This is a genomic window from Croceivirga lutea, from assembly GCF_014235875.1.
Classification (GTDB): Bacteria; Bacteroidota; Bacteroidia; order Flavobacteriales; family Flavobacteriaceae; genus Croceivirga; species Croceivirga lutea.
Genome location: NZ_JACJUK010000002.1, coordinates 510,376 through 531,470, shown reverse-complemented (window position 1 = coordinate 531,470; position 21,095 = coordinate 510,376). Strand labels below are relative to the sequence as shown.

The window sequence follows — 21,095 nt, the reverse complement described above, 5'->3', positions numbered from 1 at the left end:
AAAATAATCATTTAGTAAGCTTTTGTTTAGTTATCTTTCTTATATTTAATTAGTTAACTAAAAAACGAATATCATGACCACAAACGAAGTAGCCAACAAATTAGTAGCCTATTGTAGAGAAGGCAAGTACAAAGAAGCGTATGACTTATACGCCGAAGATGCCATAAGTATTGAAATGGAGGGTGCACCCGGTGAACAAATAACCAAGGGTAAAGAAAATATTTGGAATGCCTATCAACAGTGGGAAGAAAGTATTGAAGAGATACATGGCGGAGCTGTTGGTAATCCTGTTGTTGCTGCAAATCATTTTGTAGTACCAATGTCTATGGATGCTACTTTTAAAGAACAAGGCAGATGGGCTTTTGACGAATTGTGTATGTATGAGGTGGCTGACGGTAAGATTAAAAAAGCACAATACTTTTATGAAGTGCCAGAAATGGGTTAAATCTTAGGCTTTTGTCGAGATTGTTTCTTGTCTGAAATTAATTTTTTTGACTTTAATCTTTTTTCAATTGCAGATTTAGAAGGCTTTGTAGTTTTCCTTTTTTTAGGTTGCTTCAAGGCCTTTTTTAATAAGATTACAAAGCGTTTAATAACCAAGTCTTTATTCTTGTGTTGACTTCTATAGTCTTGAGCCTGTAATGTTAAAACTCCTTCTTTTGTTAAAAAGTTTTCAAGCTTTCTTAGTAAAATGCCTTTTTCCTTTTCAGATAATCCGTTAGAAGCATTTAAATCAAAAGTTAATTGAATCTTAGAAGACACCTTATTAGCATGTTGACCACCGGGCCCGCTGCTTCTTACCGCCTTGAATTGAAGTTCTTTTATGATAGTTTCAATATCCAACTACACTTCTTTTTGAACCATCCTTTTGTTAACTAATGATAAGGGTACGTTTAAAAAAACTAGTGTGTGTATTTTAAGTGCATTTGGGTTTGTAAAATAGATTGTATGCCCTTTTTTTGAAACCGATTCTATTAAATAATGACCACCGTAAAAGTGATTATTTACTACAAAAGCCTGAATACCTTCGTCACTAGATAATTGAAATTCATGCGGGTAAATTAATATGTTGGTGTCATTAGGGTCATAGGCACTTAATAAGTCTATAGGTAATTCATTTACATAGCCAAATAATGAAGCGGTATACCTATTCTTAGGCTTATCAAACAACATTTTTGGAGTATCTATGGCCACCGTTTGTCCGTTTTTAATAACCAATACTTGGTCTGCAAAAGGTATAACGTCTTCTGGGTCATGACTTGCCGTTATTAGCGTTATGCCCTTCTCTTTTAGATTAGAGAAGAATTGCAGTCTTAATTTATTTTTTAAAAACTGGTCTATATTACTAAACGGTTCATCTAGTAATAGAACTTCTGGTTCTTGCGCAATGGCTTGTGCCAGAGCTATTCTTTGTTTTTGACCTCCACTTAAATATTTGGTTTTAGTGTGAGCAAATTCTTGCATTTCTACAATGTTTAGAAGCTCTTCAATGCGTTCTGTATGGTTTTCTTGTTCAAATACAGAAAGATTTTTTCTTATGTTTTCAAATACGGTTGTATGTGGCATTAAATTCAATTCTTGGAAAACCAATTTCATCGAAGATTCTCCAGGTATCAATTGAAAGTTTGGACCTAATATTTTTTTACCTCTCCAATAACATTCACCTTTATCTGGTGCAAGTAAGCCATAGATTATTTTTAGTAAAGTACTTTTACCAGAGCCACTTTCACCCATAATTGCCAAATGCTTTCTATCCTCTAAATTGAAAGAAATGCCTTTTAAAGTGGGTTTCTTGTCGTATGAAAAATTAATATTTAGTACTTCAAGCATGCGTGAAAATAAAAATCCGCTTCAAAAGAAACGGATTTTAAGTTAAAAATTTATTTTGTTTACCCTTTTATTTTATTTACGACTGCTTGGTTGGGCAATTCGTCGTACCCCATATTATAAAGCGTAAAGCCAAAAATATCTGAATATTGTTCAATAGTTTTACTAACTGGGGTTCCTGCTCCATGACCAGCGTTTGTTTCAATTCTAATCAATGTTGGATTTTCACCAGCTTGCTTTTCTTGTAGTTCAGCTGCAAATTTAAAACTATGTGCGGGTACCACGCGGTCGTCATGGTCGCCAGTTGTCACCAAAGTTGCAGGGTATGCAACCCCTTCTTTAACATTATGAACGGGAGAATACCCTTTTAAATATTCAAACATTTCTTCATTGTCTTCTGATGTGCCATAATCGTAAGCCCACCCTGCCCCAGCAGTAAAAGTATGGTAACGTAGCATATCTAAAACACCAACAGCCGGCAAAGCAACTTTCATTAAATCTGGTCTTTGTGTCATAGTTGCCCCAACTAGTAGTCCACCGTTAGAACCTCCTCTTATGGCCAAATAATCCTTTGAAGTGTATTTGTTTTCAATTAAATATTCTGCTGCAGCAATAAAGTCGTCAAAGACATTTTGCTTTTGCATTTTTGTACCAGCATTGTGCCATTTTTTACCATATTCTCCACCGCCTCGTAAATTTGGTACAGCGTATACACCACCTTGTTCCATCCATACCGCATTAGTAATGCTGAAAGAAGGTGTTAAGCTAATATTAAAACCACCGTAACCATATAAAATGGTCGGGTTCTTTCCATTTAATTCAATTCCCTTTTTATGGGTTATAATCATTGGAACTTTTGTGCCATCTTTTGACGTATAAAAAACCTGAGTTGACGCATAATCAGACGGATTAAAATCTATTTCTGGTTTCCAGTATTGCTCGTATTCACCTGATTCTACATTGTATTTATATGTAGAGCCAGGAGTATTATAGTTGGTAAACGAAAAATAGAAATCTTTGTCTTCTTTTTTTCCACCAAAACCGCCCGCACTGCCTACACCGGGCAATTCTACTTCTCTCACCAGTTCGCCATTATAATTATATTGTAAAACTTTAGAAATGGCGTCTACCATATATTCTGTAAAAAAGTAGCCTCCGCCTGTACCAGCAGTTAACACATTTTCGGTTTCTGGAATAAAGTCTTCCCAATTTTCTGGGGTAGGCGATTCAGCATTTGTTACTACAATTTTCTTATTTGGAGCGTCTAAATTGGTTACTAACCATAATTTTGATTCTTCATTTTCAATAACGTAAGTGTCAGAATCTGTATGGTCTAATACAGTTACAAGCTGGCTGTTTTTTTCAGTTAAGTCTTTAAGAAACAGTTTGTTGCCTGATGTGGAAATAGATGCAGAGATAAATAAATAGCGTTGGTCTTCAGATACATAACCCCCTACGTATCTATGTTTTTCTGCTTCAGAGCCACCAAATATAACTTCATCTTCTGATTGAGGAGTTCCTAGTTTATGATAGTATAATTTATGTTGGTCAGTTTTAGCTGATAATTCACTGCCTTTAGGCTTATCATAACTAGAATAGAAAAAACCATCATTACCTTTCCAAGATATTCCACTGAATTTAATGTCAACTAAAGTGTCTTCTATTTGTTCTTTGGTTTCGGCGTTTATTACAATAGCCTTACGCCAATCACTACCACCTTCAGATATAAGGTAGGTAGCCATTTTACCATCTTTGGTAAAACTTAAACCAGCTAAAGATGTAGTACCATCATCTGAAAACGTATTTGGATCTAAGAATACTTCTGCCTCATCATCCCCTTTTTTTCGATACACTACATACTGGTTTTGAAGACCATTATTTTTATAGAAATACGTATAGTCTCCTTCTTTAAAGGGTGAACTTAATTTTTCGTAGTTCCATAAATCTTCTAGACGTTTTTTTAAATCTTTTCTAAAAGGTATGTTGTCTAAATAACCAAATGTAACGGCGTTTTGAGACTTTACCCAATCACCGGTTTCTTCACTCATATCATCTTCAAGCCAGCGGTAAGGGTCAGGAACATCTTTTCCGAAATAATGATCTACGGTATCAACCTTTTTAGTTGTTGGATAATTCACAGCAATAGGTTCGCGTTTTTTTTCTGTTTCACAAGCAGTAAAACCAATTACAGCTAATAACAAAGTGAGTTTTCGCATTTTTTAAGAGTTAGTAATTTCTTAAAATTAATGCTAAAACCTAAGACGCTAAATCATTTTTTGAGATGCTTAACGTTTTAACTTAACGCTTTTGCTCCTACAAGCTCGTTTTCAACCAAATATTCAGCAATCTGCACGGCATTAGTAGCAGCACCTTTTCGTAAATTATCAGCAACAATCCACATGTTTAAGGTATTGGGCTGAGTTTCGTCTCTACGAATTCTTCCTACGAATACTTCATCTTTATCATGAGCATAAATTGGCATTGGATAGGAATTGGTTTCCGGATTATCTTGAACCACAACACCTGGAGTATTATTTAATATTTCGCGAATTTCATTTAAATCGAAATCGTTATGAAACTCTACATTCACAGATTCTGAATGGCCACCTGCAGTAGGGATTCTAACAGCAGTTGCAGAAATAGAGAAGGTTCTATCATCTAGTATTTTTTGAGGTTCACGAGCAAGTTTCATTTCTTCTTTAGTATAACCATTTTCCATAAACACATCACAATGTGGCAAAGCATTTTTATTGATAGGGTACGGATATGCCATTTCTCCTTTTATCCCTTGCGCTTCGTTTTCCATTTGTTCAACGGCTTTAACACCAGTTCCGGAAACCGACTGATAGGTAGAAACAACAACCCTTTTCATACCATATTTTTTATGAAGTGGATTTAGCGCCATAACTAATTGTATGGTAGAGCAATTTGGGTTGGCGATGATTTTATCAGTAGCGGTTAGTACCGCTGCATTAATTTCTGGAACCACTAATTTTTTATCAGGGTCCATACGCCAAGCAGAAGAGTTGTCAACTACTGTTGTACCTACTTCTGCAAATTTAGGAGCCCAAGTTAATGAGGTGTCACCACCTGCTGAGAAAATGGCAATATCTGGTCTAGCTTCAACAGCTGTTTGTAAACCAATAACGGTGTGTTCTTGCCCTTTAAAAGAAAGTGTTTTACCAACAGAGCGTTCTGAAGCAACCAATAACAATTCAGAAATTGGAAAATTGCGTTCCGCTAATACTTTCAACATAACTTCGCCCACCATACCAGTGGCGCCAACTATAGCTACTTTCATCAGAATAAAATTTGAGCGTACAAAGGTAGACTAGCTTATGGATTGCACAAGTAAAAAATGGCGTTATGCTAAATAAATAACAAAAAGTTTTATTTATAACAATTGTATAATAGTTTCTACAGCTTTTACTTCAAAAAAAATACCGCTTAAGGGAATACCCCTAAGCGGCTTTAATTAATGTGTGATGTAGCGGTTAGTTCTTAACTATTAAGAACTACGTTTACTTTTTTAGAGCGTCTCTAATCTCTTTTAATAAATCAACTTCTGATGGACCTGGATCTGCAGCAGGCTCCTCCTCTTTTTTCTTCTTTGATTTGTTATAAGCTTTAACAATCAAAAACATTACAAAGCCAACAATAATTAAGTTAACAATTGTGTTTACCCAAGAACCCCATCTAATGGCGTTTTCAGGTGTTGTTACTGATCCATCAGCAGCTACTACTGCTTCGTCTAGCACAACTTTCATTTCAGAAAAATCGAGACCTCCAGCAAAATGACCTACAACTGGCATTACAATGTCAGCAACAAATCCATTAACAACAAGGCCAACAGCACCTGCCATAATTACTGCAACGGCAAAGTCGATAACGTTGCCGGTCATGATAAAATCTTTAAATTCCTTAAGCATGTTTTATAGTTTAAACTGGTTACAAGCGCAAAAGTTAAAAAAAAATTAAAACTATGGCTATGTTTTAACAAATATTCTTTTAACTCGCTGAGAAACAGCTGTTAAAATTTCGTATGAAATGGAGTTTGCCGTATTCGCAAATTTTTCTGCAGATGCCTTACCACCAAAAATTAGTACTTCATCACCTTCTTTACAAGTAATACCGGTAACGTCTATCATAATCATATCCATACAAACATTACCTATTATGGGTGCTTTAGCACCATTTACAAACACATAGGTATTACCACCACCATATTGTCTACCAATACCATCTGCATGGCCTAGAGGTAAAGTTGCAGTAATTCGCCTTTCATTAGAGGTGAAGGCTCTATTATAACCAACAGATTCATTAGCCTCTACCTTATGTAATTGAGAAATAATAGTTTTTAAACTAGCTATTGGCTTAAGCTCCAAATCAATTTTACTATCGTTACTATAACCATGCAAACCAATACCACTACGTACCATTTCAAATTGTGCTTCTGGATAATTAAGAATACCTGAGGTATTTAAGGTATGTCTAATAGGTTGGTAACCTATATTATCAGAAAGGTTTTTACTTACTTTTTTAAAAGTTTCAATTTGACCAAGAGAATATGCTTTTTCATTTAAATCTTCTGAAGCAGCTAAGTGTGAGAAAACAGTCTTAATTTTTACAGCAGTAGTTTGGTTTAATTGAGAAGCTATCCAATCTACATCTTTTACAGTAAAACCTAAACGATTTAAACCCGTATTGAATTTTACATGTATGGGATAGTGCTTTTGATTTTTTTGAGATGCAACGGCTTCAAATTCTTCAAATATTTTGCGAGAATATATATTGGGTTCTAAACACCTATCAATAATTTCTTGAAAATTGATGGGCTGGGGGTGTAGTACCAGTATGGGCAATCTTATGCCTGCATCGCGAAGCAAAACACCTTCTTTAGCATAAGCAACAGCTAAATAGTCAGCTCCTAAAAGCTCCAATTCTTTTGCCATTGTCACCATATCACTACCATAGGCAAAAGCCTTAACCACCCCCAAAAAAAGGGTATTGGCCTTGAGTTTATTTTTAAGAAAGCTGAAATTATGTGCTAAGGCATCCAGATTAATTTCAAGTATAGTCTCAGAAATTTTATTCATTTGCCACCTTTTTATTGGGCTTAATTTCTTCTGAATCAACCTTCATTTTATTGACTTTCTCTGTCAACATAGCTTTATAGTATGCAGCTCTACTTAGGGGTTCATATTCTTCGGTTTCACCCAACAACACCAATTTGTCATTTTTAGATTTTCTAAAGCTATAGTTGGCTAGATTGCCTGTTCGTGTGCATATGGCATGTACCTTAGTCACGTATTCTGCCGTAGCCATAAGTGCAGGCATGGGCCCAAACGGATTTCCTTTAAAATCCATATCCAAGCCAGCAACAATTACACGAATACCTTTGTTGGCTAAATCGTTACAGACAGATACAATCTCATCATCAAAAAATTGAGCTTCATCTATACCAACAACATCACAATTGTCGGCTAATAGCCTAATATTTGCAGCCGCAGGTACTGGGGTAGAACGTATTTCATTAGCATCATGAGACACCACCATATCTTCGTCATACCTTATATCAACCTGAGGTTTAAAAATTTCAACGTTAAGTTGAGCAAACTTTGCTCGTTTTAAGCGCCGAATTAATTCTTCAGTTTTTCCTGAAAACATAGAGCCACAGATAACCTCAATCCACCCAAATTGTTCTTCATGGTTTATAGTGTTTTCAAGAAACATAGCGTACTTTTAAACGAAATTTTAGAATTCTCCGTTTTTAATTAGAAGAAACGAAATTACAAAAAAGACCCCCAAACCCATTTCGAAAAATTTAACCTTTTCTTCTTAATCGGGCACGGAATTTGATTTTAACTTTAAAAGATAAAGATTTAGGGCTATGAAACGTAAACTTAGAGAAGAATTAGTAAAGATTGCCACAGATATAATTACATCTAGAGAAGATAAAGAACTTACTGAAATTTATGACACTGCTAAAGACCTTTACGAAAAGTTAGCGGTGCTTAAGTTTATTGATGAAAAGTTGAGTGATGTTGAGGTTGATGTTTCTAAAAATGTTTTAGCAAGTAGGTTTGAGACCATGGCAAATAGAGTGTTAAGCGGAAACAAAACTGTTCCAGAAAACAACCCACATCAAGAAGACATTATAACACCAGGTATGCACACCATTAAAGAAATGGTTTCTGAAATGCCTAGTGAAGCCTTAGAGTATATTTTTGGAGAATTTGTGGCAAAACCAGAGGCAACAAAAACAGAGGTGATAACTAGTGTAACCGAAACAGTGACCGCTAAAGTTGCAAAACCAAAATCTTTAAATGATAGCTTAAGTAGCAAAACCATACAAATTGGCTTAAATGATAAGCTCGCTTTTATTAAGCACTTATTTAATGATAACATACACGAATATCAGCGTGTTATAGAAGAATTAAACACCATTGATTCTGAAGAAAAATCAATGTCTTTTATTGATAATATGGTTAAACCAGAATATAATAATTGGGCGGGGAAAGAAGAATATGAGAATAGATTCAAAGCACTGATTGAAAGAAAGTTTGCCTAAATAGAAATCTAAACGTTTTAATAAAACCGATTGTTAGTAACAGTCGGTTTTTTTGTGCTTGAGATTTAGAATTAAAAATCCATTTACTTTTACAGTATGGGAAAATTATATCTGGTTCCAACGCCAATAGGCAATTTAGAAGACATAACATTTAGAGCAATAAAAGTTTTGAATGAGGTAGATGTAATCTTGGCAGAAGATACTAGAACTAGTGGCAAGCTTTTAAAACATTTTGAGATAACCACTCCATTACAGAGTCATCACATGCACAACGAGCATAAGATGGTTGATAGTTTGGTTAAAAAACTACAATCTGGGGCACAGTTGGCGTTAATTTCTGATGCGGGAACACCAGCAATCTCAGACCCAGGGTTTTTATTAACCAGAGCTTGTATAGAAAATAATATAGCGGTAGAATGCTTACCAGGGGCTACGGCATTTGTTCCGGCATTGGTAAACAGCGGATTGCCTAACGACCGTTTTGTATTCGAAGGATTTTTACCCATAAAAAAAGGAAGGCAAACAAGATTAATACAACTGGCAGAGGAAACCAGAACAATGGTTTTTTATGAAAGTCCGCATAAACTCATAAAAACGCTCACTCATTTTGCAGAATACTTCGGAGAAGAAAGATCAATTTCAGCATCAAGAGAATTAACCAAAATGTATGAGGAAACCATAAGAGGTACCATAAAAGAGGTGTTGGCTCATTTTACAGTAAAACCACCTAAAGGAGAATTTGTTCTTGTAGTAAAAGGAAAGAAATAAATGTCTTTTACAACCATTTAGTAAATACTCCCATCATGTTTTCCTTTTTCCCAGCCGTACTTGCCTAAGTATTGGTTGGCACTGTCGACAGCACCATCTTCAATAGTTGTACCCATACTATCATTCCACCTATTCAGGTAACCAAATAAAGAAATTACCCCTAACATTTCTACAATTTCACCATCTGTCCAATGTTCATGTAGACGTTCTTTTATTTCGGCACTAACAGTGTTAGGTACTTGAGAAGCTGCCAATGAAAAATCTAATGCCGCGCGTTCTGCTTCTGAAAAGGCCGGGTGAGTACGGTATTCCCAAATGTTGTCTAATTGTTCTTGTTCTGCACCATAGCGTTCAGCGGCTCTAATGGCATGAGCTTGGCAATACCGGCAACCAGTAGCATTGCTACTTACCCAAGCAATCATTCGCTTAAGTGCAGAAGTAACCTTGCCTTCATTAGCCATAACCGCCATATTTAAGTTGATAAAGGCCTTAGAAATGGCTGGCCTGTGCTGCATGGTTAACACAGAATTAGGACAAAAGCCAAGAGTTTCATTAAAAAATTCAGCTAGTTTTTTAGTGTCTGTGTCGTGGTTGGGGTCTAACGGATTTACAAGCGCCATGAAGTTTAGTTTAGTTAATAAATTGCCAGAAGAATAAAAGTTAAGGATGTATAAGAATAGGGGACAATGACTCCTAATTTAAGTCGTATTTTTATCAATCACAAAAACAAAACTAATGGCAGTTAATAATCACGTGACCACCAAATGGTTAGGTAAAATGGCCTTGCAAAGTAATAATCCATCAGGTTTAGACTTAAATATTGATGCAAGCCTTGACGACGGTGGTGAGGGCTTGGGGTATAGACCAAAAGCGTTAATGCTTTCTTCTTTAGCAGGTTGTTCAGGTTTAGATATAGCAATGCTGATTCGTAAGATGAAGTTGGCCGTAGAAGATTTTACCATTGAAACTATTGGCGAATTAACAGAGGAGCACCCAAAGTACTATCACAAGGTTAAGGTTGAGTATCATTTCTATGGCAAAGCTTTAGACGAAGCTAAACTTACAAAAGCAGTTAATTTATCTGTAGAGAAATATTGCGGGGTTATGGAAATGTTTAGGCAATTTGCTACCATGGAAATTGAAACTATTTTTCATCATAAATAACATTTACTTTAAACAGCTAAAAAGTTAAGTTGATGGTATCGATAGTCTTATTCATGGTATTGTTTTCTAAAAATGGGAATCCTCTTAAATTACGACAATAAACTTGAAAACCATGCGCTGGACACTTAAACCAAAACCACAAAAGGAAAATATTTTACAGTTATCAAAATCGTTGCAGGTAGATAAAAATATTGCACAACTTTTGATACAGCGCAATATTAGCAATTTTGAACAGGCAAAGAAATTTTTTCGCCCGCAGTTAACAGATTTACATGACCCTTTCTTGTTACAAGATATGGATGTTGCAGTGGGTAGAATTGAGAAAGCCATCCAGGCAGGGGAAAATATCTTGGTCTATGGTGATTATGATGTAGATGGTACCACAAGTGTGGCCTTGGTAGGTAGTTATTTACTAGACAAGTATCCGAATGTTGCTACCTATATTCCAGATAGATACACTGAAGGATATGGAGTTTCTATCCAAGGAATTGATTTTGCTGAGGACAACAACTTTTCTTTAATCATAGCTTTAGACTGTGGTATAAAAGCTCTTGATAAGGTAGAATATGCCAAGCAAAAGGCTATTGATTTTATTATTTGTGACCACCATAGACCAGGAAATGAAATTCCAGATGCAGTAGCTGTATTAGACCCCAAAAGAAAAGACTGTAATTACCCTTATAAAGAACTTTGTGGTTGTGGGGTGGGTTTTAAATTAATTCAAGCTATAGGTCAACGTTATGGTGAAGACATTAATGATTTGCTACCCTATTTAGATTTAGTAGCAACTGCAATCGCTGCAGATATCGTTCCCATTACAGGGGAAAATCGTGTTTTAGCCTATTACGGCCTACAAATAATTAATAGTAATCCACGAATAGGAATAAAAGCCATTGCTAATCAGATAAAAAAAGAACAGCTTACTATTACAGATGTTGTTTTTATTCTAGCCCCTAGAATTAATGCTGCTGGTAGAATGGAACATGGCCAGTTTGCAGTTAATCTTTTGATGGCATCAGAAATTGAAAAAGCAAATGCTATTGCCGCTGAAATAGAACAGTTTAATTCTGATCGGCGAGACATGGATAAAGAAATAACTGAAGCCGCATTACTACAAATCAAACAAAATAAAGAAGAAGAGCGCTTTACCTCTGTGGTTTATCAAGAAGACTGGCATAAAGGTGTTATTGGTATTGTGGCATCAAGACTAACAGAAACGTATTATAGGCCTACACTTGTGTTCACTAAAAGTGGAAATAAGTTGGCGGCTTCTGCACGGTCTGTAAAGGGTTTTGATGTATATGAAGCCTTAGAAGGTTGTGCCGATTGTATTGAGCAATTTGGAGGGCACAAATATGCAGCAGGCTTAACATTGCTAGAAGAACAATTTGAAACCTTTAAACAACAATTTGAAAAAGTAGTTGCAGAGACTATAGACCCACAATTGTTAACTCCAGAAATTCATATTGATGCTGAGTTAGAACTCGAAGAAATTACTCCTAAATTTTACAGAATTCTTAAACAATTTGCGCCATTTGGACCAGGGAATATGGCGCCTGTTTTTATGACTAGAGGTGTTGTAGACACTGGTTATGGCAAAGGGGTAGGAGAAAAAGAAAAACACCTAAAAATAGCCGTTACTAAAAACGGTAGTCAACCTATTGGTTGTATTGGTTTTGGTTTGGGAGACAAAATAGCACTGATAAAAGGTAGACAGCAGTTTGATATTGCTTATGTAATTGAAGAAAATGAATGGAATGGCCAAGTTAACCTTCAGCTGCGAATAAAAGATATTAGATGAGGATAGCGCATATAGCCATTTGGGTACAAGATTTAGAGAAGAGTAAATCTTTTTATGAAAGATATTTTAACGGCAAATCTAATGCACTCTATTATAACCCTAAAAAGAATTTTAAATCTTACTTTATTTCATTTGCTGATGGTGCACAATTAGAACTTATGCACAAACCCGAAATACCGGTATTAGAAGCAAAAGAAATTGAGCATACTGGTTTAACTCACTTTGCAATATCTGTGGGTTCTAAGAAAAAAGTAGATATGCTGACCAACCAAATAATACAAGAAGGGTTTACCGTAGTTGGTGAACCACGAACAACAGGAGACGGGTTTTATGAAAGTGTAATTTTAGACCCTGAAGGTAACCGAATTGAAATAACAATTTAATTATGGCAAAACCTTTGGATCCTTATGCTGCCTTGCGTTATAAAGAATTCAATATATTTTTATTGGTTCGGTTTGCTATGGTTTTTGCTTGGAGCATGCAGTTTATAGTTATAGAGTGGCAAGTATATTCTTTAACTAAAGACCCTTTAAGTTTAGGTATTATTGGTTTAATGGAGATAATTCCTGCCGTAAGCATTGCCCTTTTTGCGGGTCATATTGTTGATCAAAATGAAAAACGAAACTTATTGGTTAAATGTATTTTAGGATTTTCAGTAATTAGCCTTGGTCTTTTTTTAGTAACCTTACCCAGTGTTGAAGCTACCTATTCAGAAAAATCAATTTTATACACCGTATATGCATTGGTATTTCTTGGAGGCTTGGTTAGGGCTTTTATTGGGCCAACAATTTTCTCTTTAATTGCCTTAATTGTTCCAAAGAAGATATATCCTAACGCAGCAACTTGGAGTAGCTCAACTTGGCAAGTTGCCGCTGTTGTAGGTCCTGCATTTGCGGGCTTTTCAATAGGTTGGATTGGTGTTCACTGGTCTTTATGTGTAATCTTTGGCTTTTCACTTTTGGCATTAGTATTCTTGTCTCAGATAAAAAGAAAACCCATTTTAAATCCCAAATTAGGTGAACCTGTACTGCAAAGTTTGAAAGATGGATTAAGATTTGTGTTTAGTACCAAAGCTATTTTAGGAGCGCTTACTTTAGATATGATTGCAGTACTTTTTGGAGGCGCAGTTGCACTTCTACCTATTTTTGCACAAGATATATTGAAAGTAGGTTCAGAAGGCTTTGGTATATTAAGAGCGGCACCTGCGGTTGGAGCATCATTAATTATGATAGCCTCTACCCGTTTTCCTCTTCACAAAAATGCGGGTAAAAAATTGTTGATTGCCGTTTTTGCATTTGGCGTATGCATCATAATATTTGGCTTATCAAAATATTTTTGGTTATCTGTAATAGCTTTATTTGCCAGTGGAGCTGTAGATGGCGTTTCTATGATTATCAGGCAAACTATTTTGCAATTAAAAACGCCTGATAATATGCGTGGTAGGGTAGCATCTGTCAACTCAATTTTTGTGGGCTCTTCAAATGAATTAGGTGCTTTTGAAAGTGGAGTAACCGCTAAACTTATGGGTACGGTAACTGCGGTGGTTTTTGGCGGATGTATGACCTTGTTAACGGTTGGTGGAATGGCCATTTTATCACCAAGTTTTAGAAAACTAGATTTATCTAAAGATGTTGAAGAGCAGAGTGATATGGATTAGTAAAAAAGTATACCATGTAAATAAATTGATGATATTCTATTTTGAAAAGGTCTCTAATTTCAATTCATTTCCATCAAAAACAGCATACGTAAAATATTGAACCCAATCTCCTAAATTGATGTATTTAGAACGTTCTTTTAAATCAATTTCTAACGGCAAATGCCTATGGCCAAAAATAAAATAATCGTAATGATCAGTTTCTAATTTGCGTTTACAATATTGTATTAACCATTCTTTATCTTCACCAAGAAAAGTAGCATCAGCATCACCAGAAATAATTTTATTATTAACAGATAAGTGTTGCGCCAAACGCACACCTAAATCGGGGTGTAACCATCTAAAAAACCACTTAGCTAAAGGGTTGGTAAATACCTTTTTCATTCGTTTGAACCCCAAATCGCCGGGTCCTAAACCATCTCCGTGACCAATAAAAAATTGTTTGTTGTTTATGCTAAGTTGTTGTGGTTTATGATAAACCGGAATGTTGAGTTCTTCTTCAAAATAACCATTCATCCAAAGGTCGTGGTTACCAACGAAATAATAGATAGGAATACCAGCGTCTGTGAGTTCAGCAAGTTTACCAAGTGTTCTCGTAAACCCTTTAGGGACAACCGTTTTATACTCAAACCAAAAGTCGAATAAGTCGCCCATAAGAAAAATAGCTGCAGCATCTTTTTTTACAAAATCTAACCAAGCTATAAATTTTTTCTCTCGGGGTAAGCTCTCTTTAAAGGTTGGCGCCCCTAAATGATTGTCACTAGAAAAATAGATTTTTTTACCAGCCTCAAATGAAATGTTTTCCATTGAAAACAAAAGTATTTAAAATTAGATTAGTATAATCTATAAAGAAGATATGCTGCCCCAATTACTAAAAATGGAGAGGCAATCATAGCTGGGATAACTACACCTCTGTACAACCCCCAGAAAGAAACGGTTTTAACATTGCTATCTTTTCTAATATCATACACCAGTTTAACTTTTTCACCAATTTCATAGGCTGGTGGTTTAGATGAAATCTCACTAACAAACTCTCGCTGCCTGCCTCTTTTGTCTTTAAATGTGATTACTGGTTTGTACATGGTTCCATTATCACCAGATGAGGTAATATAGCTTTCAACGGTTCCTGTAGTTTTAATACCATTTTCAAGTAAACGCTGTGTTTTAGCGTATTGGTTGTAAGTAAAATATAGAATTACAATGCCTATTAAAAAGAGAAAACCATAAAAAAGTAACCACAACATAGGTCGGTGCTTTTTAATCATTGAAATTAACGCTTAAACCTTCTGTTATTTCTCATTCTCGTAAAAATATAAATGGCTATAACCAATAACGCTAAAAGGGGGAAAACAATATCGCTGTTTAAAAGGGAGAGAATATCCATATTACTTTTTAAATTTTGCTAAAGCAGATTTGGTTGCTTCAGATAAAGCCAGTTTACCAGAAAGCGCTGCTCTATCTGCTAACGTTTGAGACCAGTTTTCAGTACCTTCCCAAAGTACTTTTTTCATGGCAGCAAGAGCTTCAGGGTTATATGACGCTAGTTTTTCTAGATGTATTTCAATATTCTTATCCATTTCAGAAATAGAATCATATACTTTGGCATAAAGACCTTTCTCTTTAGCCCAATAGGCATTTTTCCATTCTGTAGGATAAAAAGAAAGTTCAGCTAGTGCCGCTTTGCCAATTTTGCGTTCAACTGCTGGCGCAATAACAAAGGGGCCAATACCAATAGAAATTTCTGAGAGTTTTATGGCAGCCGCTTCAGTAGCATAAACGTAATCGCAAGCAGAGGCTAATCCTACACCTCCACCAACTGTTTTACCTTGAATACGTCCAATAATTGGCTTTGAGCAAACACGCATAGCGTTGATGACTTTGGCAAAGCCACTAAAAAATGCTTTTCCCTCTTCTAGATTGCTAATAGCTACTAATTCATCAAAAGAAGCTCCTGCGCAAAATGCTTTTTCACCTTCAGATTTTAAGAGAATTGCGTTTACATCAACGTTTTTAGATAAATCACTAATGGTTTGTGCTAAACGGTCTAACAGTTCTGAAACAAAAGAATTACTAGCTGGATGACCAAATTCTACATAAGCAATTCTGTTTTCAATATTAGTGTATAAGCTTCCGTTTTGTCTTTCCGTAGTCATAATAGTAACTTCTTTAACTATGCGTTTAATTTACCCTAAAATTACTTAGGATTCTTTTAATAGTGGTTTAAAAGTATTGCGGAATTTAATAACCAGTGGAGCACCTCTTAGTACCATCCAAACAATAAATGCTATCCAAATAGCATGCAAACCCAAATTCAAATACTTTCCAATATATAGTGTAGGAATAAAACCTAATAGTGTGGCGATTAATAATACGTTTCTTAGAAATTTCATTTTACCCATACCTTTAAAAATACCATCAAACAAAAATGCAATTGTATTAATTGGTAAAGCCAATAGCACTAAGTAAAAAACTTGATAAAATGCAGTTAAAACTTCTGATTCTTGCGAAAAAAGACGACCTAATTGATTGTAGAAAACAAAACCGAAGAACAATAAAACTAAGCTGACTACACTACCGTATACATTCACTTTTTTAGCTAAAGACCACAAACCTTGGTAATCTTTAGAACCAAGTAGTCTACCAGCCATACTATTACCTGCAGCTGAATAACCATCAATAAAAAAAGCAGAAAATAACCATAGATTAATTGCAATGGTGTGTGCTCCTATATAGCGGTCTCCTAATGAAGTTGCTTCTCTTACGGCAAGCATCAAAGCTAAATTTAGGGCTAAAGTTCTTACAAATAAATTGAGACTCATGTAAATGAGTTGGGGCAGTTCTTTATTAAAAGGCAAGGTAAGTTTTAGGCTGATATTACTTTTAACTTTTAATAAAATAAAGGCAAGTAAAGCCATTATTGCCTGAGCTATTAAACTTGCCCAAGCGGCACCTTTTAGATACATAGGTGGTAAAACATCTTCTACGCCGTAAACTAAAATAAAATCTAAAACAATGTTCAAAACCGCGCCAATTATTGCCACAAGCATAGGATAGAAGGTGTTTTGTAAACCTCTAAAAATACCAAATACAGCAAAAGTGAATAGGGTTAAAGGAAAACCCCAAACCCTAATTTTATAATAGTCAACAGCATAACTTAAAATTTTACCTTTTGCCTCAAACAGGCGAAAAATATCTTCTGCAATAAAAAAGGTAGAAAGTAAAATTACTAGGCTTAAAGTAATATTTAGAAAAATTGCCTGAGCAGGTAAATCGCGCACTTCATTGAGTTTATTGGCTCCTAAATATTGGGAAATAATAGCAGATATTGCACTTCTAGTTTGGCCTAAGACCCATATAAGCATAGATAAAAAAGAACCCACGATACCGGCAGCCGCTAAAGACTCTAAACCATCAATAGGAATATTACCAACAACTGCAGTATCTGTAATAGATAGAAGAGGTTCTGCAATACCAGAAATGGTAGCAGGTATTGCCAAACGATTAATTGATATAAACTCTACTTTTAGCTTAGTTTTCATATCTATTTTAAAACCAATTCATAACAGTGAAATGGGTGTTTACTTTGTTTCGGAAAAAAGATGTCACCTAGTTTAAAGTAGCCTCTTTTTTCATAAAACTTTTGATTTCTGGTGTTTTGTGAAAAAGTATCAAGTCTTACAGATGTAGCCCCATTTGATTTCGCATAATTTTCTGCATAATCCATAAGTTGTTGGGCCAACCCTTTAGCTTGTTCTTTGGGGTGTACGTAGAGTCTGTGTATGTATATATTATTTGTATTTGCTGTGAGCCATTTTACGGGAATATATTCTGCATCCATAAAGGTTGAAATGGTAACTCCGGCAATAATACCATTGTTTTTTTCGAGAACGTACAACTCGTCTCGTTCAATATCTTTTACAAAAGCTTCTTTTGAAGGGTAGTGTTCATTCCATTGATGTATTTCATTGGAAATCATTTTTAAAGCACATGCTTTAGTAATCGCTAAAATTTCAGGTATTTCTGATAACTTTGCTTTACGAATCATCTCAACATCTTGAATTCGTTGTAAATTTAGAGGAATAACATAAGTAACCAATTATGAATAATATTTTAGTGCCTTTAGGCACTTCATCAAATGCTCACAAAACATTACAATATGCTATAGATTTTGCTAAAGATTTTGGTGCAAACATTTATGTAATGGAGGTGTTTAGTTTTACAACTGCTGCTGGTAATTTGGGTAGAGCCGAAGAAAAAGTTGCTATGGCGAACAAAGAGCATGCTAAAGAGATTATTAAACAAGTTGACACTAAAGGGTTAGATATTAAAGTAGCAACCTATAATGGTGAAATCATAGATGGTTTAAACACGTTAAATGAAGAGTTGGCGATAGACTTGGTTATTTTATCACCGAGAAGTAATGAAGTTAATGAAGAGATGTACCTGGGGAGAACTTCTGGTAAAATAGTTAAGAAAACCAATGTGCCTTTATTAATTGTTCCTAAAGGAACGGAGTATAAGCCTTTGAAAAACATTTTGGTAGCTTTTAAGTCAGGTATTGTAAAACGAAACAAGGTTTTACAGCCATTAACAACAATTAAAAATAAATTCAAAGCTGAAATTGAATTGTTGTTGGTAAAAACTCCAGGATATTCAGAAGAAGATTTGCAAATAAACACGGCCTTGTTAGACTTAAGTAAGAACGTAAGTATTTCAGAAAATCAAACAACATATTTGGGTGTGTTGGAGCACTTTCATAGCAAACAACCAGATATGTTATGTGTTTTTAGAAGAAAAAGAGGGTTCTTTAAAAAACTATGGGAAAAAAGCACTATTTCAAAGTCTGAATTCTTTGCGCCAGTTCCGGTACTAGTTTTGAGTGTAAAAAAGTTTTGATTTTGACAACATCGTAAAAAGTAGTTCCTTTGCGAACTTACAATGGGGGATTAGCTCAGTTGGCTAGAGCGCTTGCCTGGCAGGCAAGAGGCCACCGGTTCGAATCCGGTATTCTCCACCAGTTATTATAACGCTTCAAGAGTATTTGACTTTTGAAGCTATTTTAATTCAGAATTACCAATATACATCATAGATTTTGATGATTAATCCAGATAACTTTCTAAGTTATTATAAGAAGATAATTGTCTTAAGCGTACCAACGCTGACATTTTGAGCTGCCTAGTTCTTTCAGGAGTAATAGCTAATGTACTACCTATTTCATTCAATGTTAAGGGAACTAAAACACCAATACCAAAGCACATTTTTATAATATAAGATTCACGTGATGGTAGAATGTTAAGAAGTTTCTCAATTTCAGATTTCATGGAGTCTGAGAAAAGTTTGTTTTCTGGGTTTGTAGAACTATCTGAGCGCATAATGTCTCTGTAAATTAATTCTCCATCGATATTTTTTAAAGAATCATCCATTGATAATGTTGAGGAACCGTTTGTTAAACAAAATTGAATTTCGTTCATTGACAAATCTGTTAACTCTGAAATTTCCTGAGCAGAAGGTTCTCTTTGGTTTAATTGCTCAAACTGTGAAGAAATTTTATTTAAAGCCTCCAATTTATTCAAGGGTAGTCTAACAATTCTTGACTTTTCTGAAATTGCCTGAATCATTCCTTGACGTATCCACCAAACCGCGTATGAAATAAATTTGAACCCTCTTGTTTCATCAAATTTTTCTGCCGCTTTTACAAGGCCAAGATTTCCTTCATTAATTAAGTCATGAAGAATTAATCCTCTAAATTGATATTGTTTGGCAACTGAAACAACAAACCTTAGATTTGCCGAAACCAATTTTTCTAAGGCTTTTTTATCACCCTGTCTAATTATAACTGCCAGATTCACCTCTTCTTCACTTGTAATCATAGGGATACGCCCAACATCGTTGAGGTATTTAATGAGAGATGGGCTATCTCTATTTGTAATTTGTTTTGAAATTGTTAGGGGCTTCATTTTTCTTTAAGAATTAATTCTAACATAAATAAGGTTTCCACTGCCTTTTGGATTTTTTCGTGATTCAATTTGTATTTGATTTAATGATTTTACAAGTGGAGTGAGCTTACGAAAGCCATAGTTTCTAGGATCAAAATTTGGCTGTTTCTTTTGTAAAAGCTTTCCAACTTCTCCCAAAAATGCCCAGCCATCTTCATCCTCTACATCTGAAATGGTGCTTAGAATTAAGCTAATAACCTTATTTGTGATGCTATCAACCTTATCTTTATTGTTTTTTTGTGGAAGACTAGTTTCATCTAAATGATTGTTCCTTAGAATTTCTAGATAAATAAATTTGTCACATGAAACTATAAAGGGGTCCGGAGTTTTCTTCTCTCCAATTCCGAAAACTTTCATTCCGGCTTCTCTAAGTCTAACGGCTAATCGTGTAAAATCACTATCACTAGATACTAAAGCAAACCCATTTACCTTACCAGAATATAATATATCCATGGCGTCTATTATCATTGCACTATCGGTTGCATTCTTTCCAGTAGTGTAGCCGTATTGTTGAATTGGAGTAATAGCATTTTTTAGAAGAACATCTTTCCATTTTGCTAAACTAGGTTTTGTCCAATCACCATAAATTCTTTTTATACTTGGATTCCCATATTTTGCAATTTCTTCTAACATTTCCTTGACATATTTTGATGGAATATTGTCACCGTCTATTAAAACAGCTAGATTAAGGTCTTTGTCCATATTTTATTCTTCTTGGTTTATTAAATATTGATTTCGATATACTGCCTTGGCCAATTCATCTCTTTTTTGTTTAGATTTTTTGGTGAACTCCTGGTTTTTTTTAAGTATGTTCATCTGCTTGGTTTTTCGGACTTTTCTTTTATATCTTTTTAAAGCTCTTTCAATGTTTTCTCCAGGTAATATTTTAATTTTTAGCATATCTAATCTTATTAAATTGGTTTTATTGGATGATGTTTTTATGACAAGAGCAATTACAGTATTAGTCAGGTACAGCTAAGGTGATTGTATCGTTTTAAACCAATAGTTCAATTTGGTTTAAAAGTCTTTTGAAATTAGTTGAGACAAGCAAAAAATAATTAAAAAGCAGTCCTTGGAAATAGATTATGGATAAAGGAGAGAGCTTGCTTTATTATTTAAGGGATGCAATCATACTGCTTACAAGCCGTAATATTTGTAAAGAAACGGATTTAAATCTGAAGCAGGATGTTTTACCTCTTTTATTTTTCTATCCTATAGCAGTTGTTTTTAGAAGAACACAGCTAAAGTCTTAAATTACATTCGTAAACATTAACAAACGTTTAGAGAATACTTCTAATTCTAGTTGTACCTTTC

24 protein-coding genes and 1 tRNA gene are annotated in these 21,095 nt (G+C 34.9%); 9 read left to right on the top strand and 16 right to left on the bottom strand.

Annotated features, from left to right (window positions below; genetic code table 11):
• The first annotated feature begins 73 nt into the window (after positions 1–73).
• Positions 74–445 (top strand): nuclear transport factor 2 family protein, encoded by a 372-nt coding sequence (locus H5V42_RS05950; protein WP_185782213.1) that lies wholly within the window; start codon positions 74–76, stop codon positions 443–445.
• Here the strand turns inward: H5V42_RS05950 and arfB are convergent.
• From arfB to H5V42_RS05915, 7 genes are all read right to left on the bottom strand, one after another.
• On the bottom strand, positions 442–843 hold the full coding sequence (arfB, locus tag H5V42_RS05945) for an alternative ribosome rescue aminoacyl-tRNA hydrolase ArfB (RefSeq protein ID WP_185782212.1): 402 nt from the start codon (positions 841–843) through the stop codon (positions 442–444). The two genes, H5V42_RS05950 and arfB, sit on opposite strands and share 4 nt — an antisense overlap.
• A complete protein-coding gene (locus tag H5V42_RS05940) occupies positions 844–1,830 on the bottom strand; it encodes an ABC transporter ATP-binding protein (RefSeq protein ID WP_185782211.1) in 987 nt (328 codons plus the stop codon).
• A 59-nt stretch (positions 1,831–1,889) separates the two neighbouring features.
• Positions 1,890–4,043 carry a prolyl oligopeptidase family serine peptidase gene (locus H5V42_RS05935; protein ID WP_185782210.1) on the bottom strand — a complete coding sequence of 718 codons (2,154 nt, stop codon included), beginning with the start codon at positions 4,041–4,043 and terminating at the stop codon, positions 1,890–1,892.
• A 77-nt stretch (positions 4,044–4,120) separates the two neighbouring features.
• A complete protein-coding gene (locus tag H5V42_RS05930) occupies positions 4,121–5,128 on the bottom strand; it encodes an aspartate-semialdehyde dehydrogenase (protein ID WP_185782209.1) in 1,008 nt (335 codons plus the stop codon).
• Between the two features lie 220 nt (positions 5,129–5,348).
• Complete coding sequence (mscL, locus tag H5V42_RS05925; RefSeq protein WP_185782208.1) at positions 5,349–5,756, bottom strand: large conductance mechanosensitive channel protein MscL; 408 nt, start codon at positions 5,754–5,756, stop codon at positions 5,349–5,351.
• 57 nt (positions 5,757–5,813) lie between these two features.
• Positions 5,814–6,923 (bottom strand): alanine racemase, encoded by a 1,110-nt coding sequence (gene alr, locus H5V42_RS05920; protein ID WP_185782207.1) that lies wholly within the window; start codon positions 6,921–6,923, stop codon positions 5,814–5,816.
• Positions 6,916–7,560, bottom strand: a complete 645-nt coding sequence (locus tag H5V42_RS05915) for a thymidine kinase (protein ID WP_185782206.1) — start codon at positions 7,558–7,560, stop codon at positions 6,916–6,918. Before H5V42_RS05915 ends, alr begins: the two co-directional genes overlap by 8 nt.
• A 157-nt stretch (positions 7,561–7,717) precedes the next feature.
• On the opposite strand from H5V42_RS05915, the gene H5V42_RS05910 reads away from it, so the two are divergent.
• Entirely contained in the window at positions 7,718–8,398 is a 681-nt protein-coding gene (locus tag H5V42_RS05910) for a hypothetical protein (protein WP_185782205.1), read from the top strand.
• A 96-nt stretch (positions 8,399–8,494) separates the two neighbouring features.
• Entirely contained in the window at positions 8,495–9,166 is a 672-nt protein-coding gene (gene rsmI, locus H5V42_RS05905; RefSeq protein ID WP_185782204.1) for a 16S rRNA (cytidine(1402)-2'-O)-methyltransferase, read from the top strand.
• A 17-nt stretch (positions 9,167–9,183) separates the two neighbouring features.
• Here the strand turns inward: rsmI and H5V42_RS05900 are convergent, their stop codons facing one another.
• Entirely contained in the window at positions 9,184–9,786 is a 603-nt protein-coding gene (locus H5V42_RS05900; protein ID WP_185782203.1) for a carboxymuconolactone decarboxylase family protein, read from the bottom strand.
• A gap of 115 nt (positions 9,787–9,901) precedes the next feature.
• Here H5V42_RS05900 and H5V42_RS05895 point away from each other — a divergent pair, with 115 nt between their 5' ends.
• The 4 genes from H5V42_RS05895 to H5V42_RS05880 all read left to right on the top strand — a co-directional run bounded on the left by H5V42_RS05895 (position 9,902) and on the right by H5V42_RS05880 (position 13,788).
• Positions 9,902–10,330 carry an OsmC family protein gene (locus H5V42_RS05895; protein WP_185782202.1) on the top strand — a complete coding sequence of 143 codons (429 nt, stop codon included), beginning with the start codon at positions 9,902–9,904 and terminating at the stop codon, positions 10,328–10,330.
• A 112-nt stretch (positions 10,331–10,442) separates the two neighbouring features.
• Complete coding sequence (recJ, locus tag H5V42_RS05890; RefSeq protein WP_185782201.1) at positions 10,443–12,131, top strand: single-stranded-DNA-specific exonuclease RecJ; 1,689 nt, start codon at positions 10,443–10,445, stop codon at positions 12,129–12,131.
• Positions 12,128–12,514, top strand: a complete 387-nt coding sequence (locus H5V42_RS05885; protein WP_185782200.1) for a VOC family protein — start codon at positions 12,128–12,130, stop codon at positions 12,512–12,514. The genes recJ and H5V42_RS05885 overlap by 4 nt, the downstream gene beginning before the upstream one ends.
• A gap of 2 nt (positions 12,515–12,516) precedes the next feature.
• Positions 12,517–13,788: an MFS transporter gene (locus tag H5V42_RS05880; RefSeq protein ID WP_185782199.1), complete on the top strand. Its 1,272-nt coding sequence runs from the start codon at positions 12,517–12,519 to the stop codon at positions 13,786–13,788.
• Positions 13,789–13,824: 36 nt separating this feature from the next.
• Here the strand turns inward: H5V42_RS05880 and H5V42_RS05875 are convergent, their stop codons facing one another.
• The 5 genes from H5V42_RS05875 to H5V42_RS05855 form a co-directional block, all read right to left on the bottom strand.
• Positions 13,825–14,592 carry a UDP-2,3-diacylglucosamine diphosphatase gene (locus tag H5V42_RS05875; protein WP_185782198.1) on the bottom strand — a complete coding sequence of 256 codons (768 nt, stop codon included), beginning with the start codon at positions 14,590–14,592 and terminating at the stop codon, positions 13,825–13,827.
• 26 nt (positions 14,593–14,618) lie between these two features.
• Positions 14,619–15,029, bottom strand: a complete 411-nt coding sequence (locus tag H5V42_RS05870) for a DUF3592 domain-containing protein (protein ID WP_185782197.1) — start codon at positions 15,027–15,029, stop codon at positions 14,619–14,621.
• A 141-nt stretch (positions 15,030–15,170) separates the two neighbouring features.
• Positions 15,171–15,938, bottom strand: a complete 768-nt coding sequence (locus H5V42_RS05865) for an enoyl-CoA hydratase/isomerase family protein (protein ID WP_185782196.1) — start codon at positions 15,936–15,938, stop codon at positions 15,171–15,173.
• 45 nt (positions 15,939–15,983) lie between these two features.
• Complete coding sequence (locus tag H5V42_RS05860) at positions 15,984–17,324, bottom strand: MATE family efflux transporter (RefSeq protein WP_185782195.1); 1,341 nt, start codon at positions 17,322–17,324, stop codon at positions 15,984–15,986.
• Positions 17,325–17,326: 2 nt separating this feature from the next.
• Complete coding sequence (locus tag H5V42_RS05855; protein ID WP_185782194.1) at positions 17,327–17,830, bottom strand: GNAT family N-acetyltransferase; 504 nt, start codon at positions 17,828–17,830, stop codon at positions 17,327–17,329.
• 53 nt (positions 17,831–17,883) lie between these two features.
• Here H5V42_RS05855 and H5V42_RS05850 point away from each other — a divergent pair, with 53 nt between their 5' ends.
• Together H5V42_RS05850 and H5V42_RS05845 are read left to right on the top strand one after the other, a co-directional pair.
• The gene (locus tag H5V42_RS05850) at positions 17,884–18,681 is read left to right on the top strand and encodes a universal stress protein (RefSeq protein WP_185782193.1); all 798 of its coding nucleotides are present in this window, start codon (positions 17,884–17,886) and stop codon (positions 18,679–18,681) included.
• 44 nt (positions 18,682–18,725) lie between these two features.
• Positions 18,726–18,802, top strand: a tRNA-Ala gene (locus tag H5V42_RS05845).
• 82 nt (positions 18,803–18,884) lie between these two features.
• Here the strand turns inward: H5V42_RS05845 and H5V42_RS05840 are convergent.
• The 3 genes from H5V42_RS05840 to H5V42_RS05830 are packed head-to-tail and all read right to left on the bottom strand — an operon-like array spanning position 18,885 to position 20,681.
• Positions 18,885–19,742 carry a sigma-70 family RNA polymerase sigma factor gene (locus H5V42_RS05840; protein ID WP_185782192.1) on the bottom strand — a complete coding sequence of 286 codons (858 nt, stop codon included), beginning with the start codon at positions 19,740–19,742 and terminating at the stop codon, positions 18,885–18,887.
• Positions 19,743–19,748: 6 nt separating this feature from the next.
• Positions 19,749–20,483, bottom strand: coding sequence for an NYN domain-containing protein (locus H5V42_RS05835; RefSeq protein ID WP_185782191.1), 735 nt, complete (start codon positions 20,481–20,483; stop codon positions 19,749–19,751).
• A gap of 3 nt (positions 20,484–20,486) precedes the next feature.
• Positions 20,487–20,681 carry a small ribosomal subunit protein bS21 gene (locus H5V42_RS05830; RefSeq protein ID WP_185782190.1) on the bottom strand — a complete coding sequence of 65 codons (195 nt, stop codon included), beginning with the start codon at positions 20,679–20,681 and terminating at the stop codon, positions 20,487–20,489.
• Between the last annotated feature and the right edge of the window lie 414 nt (positions 20,682–21,095).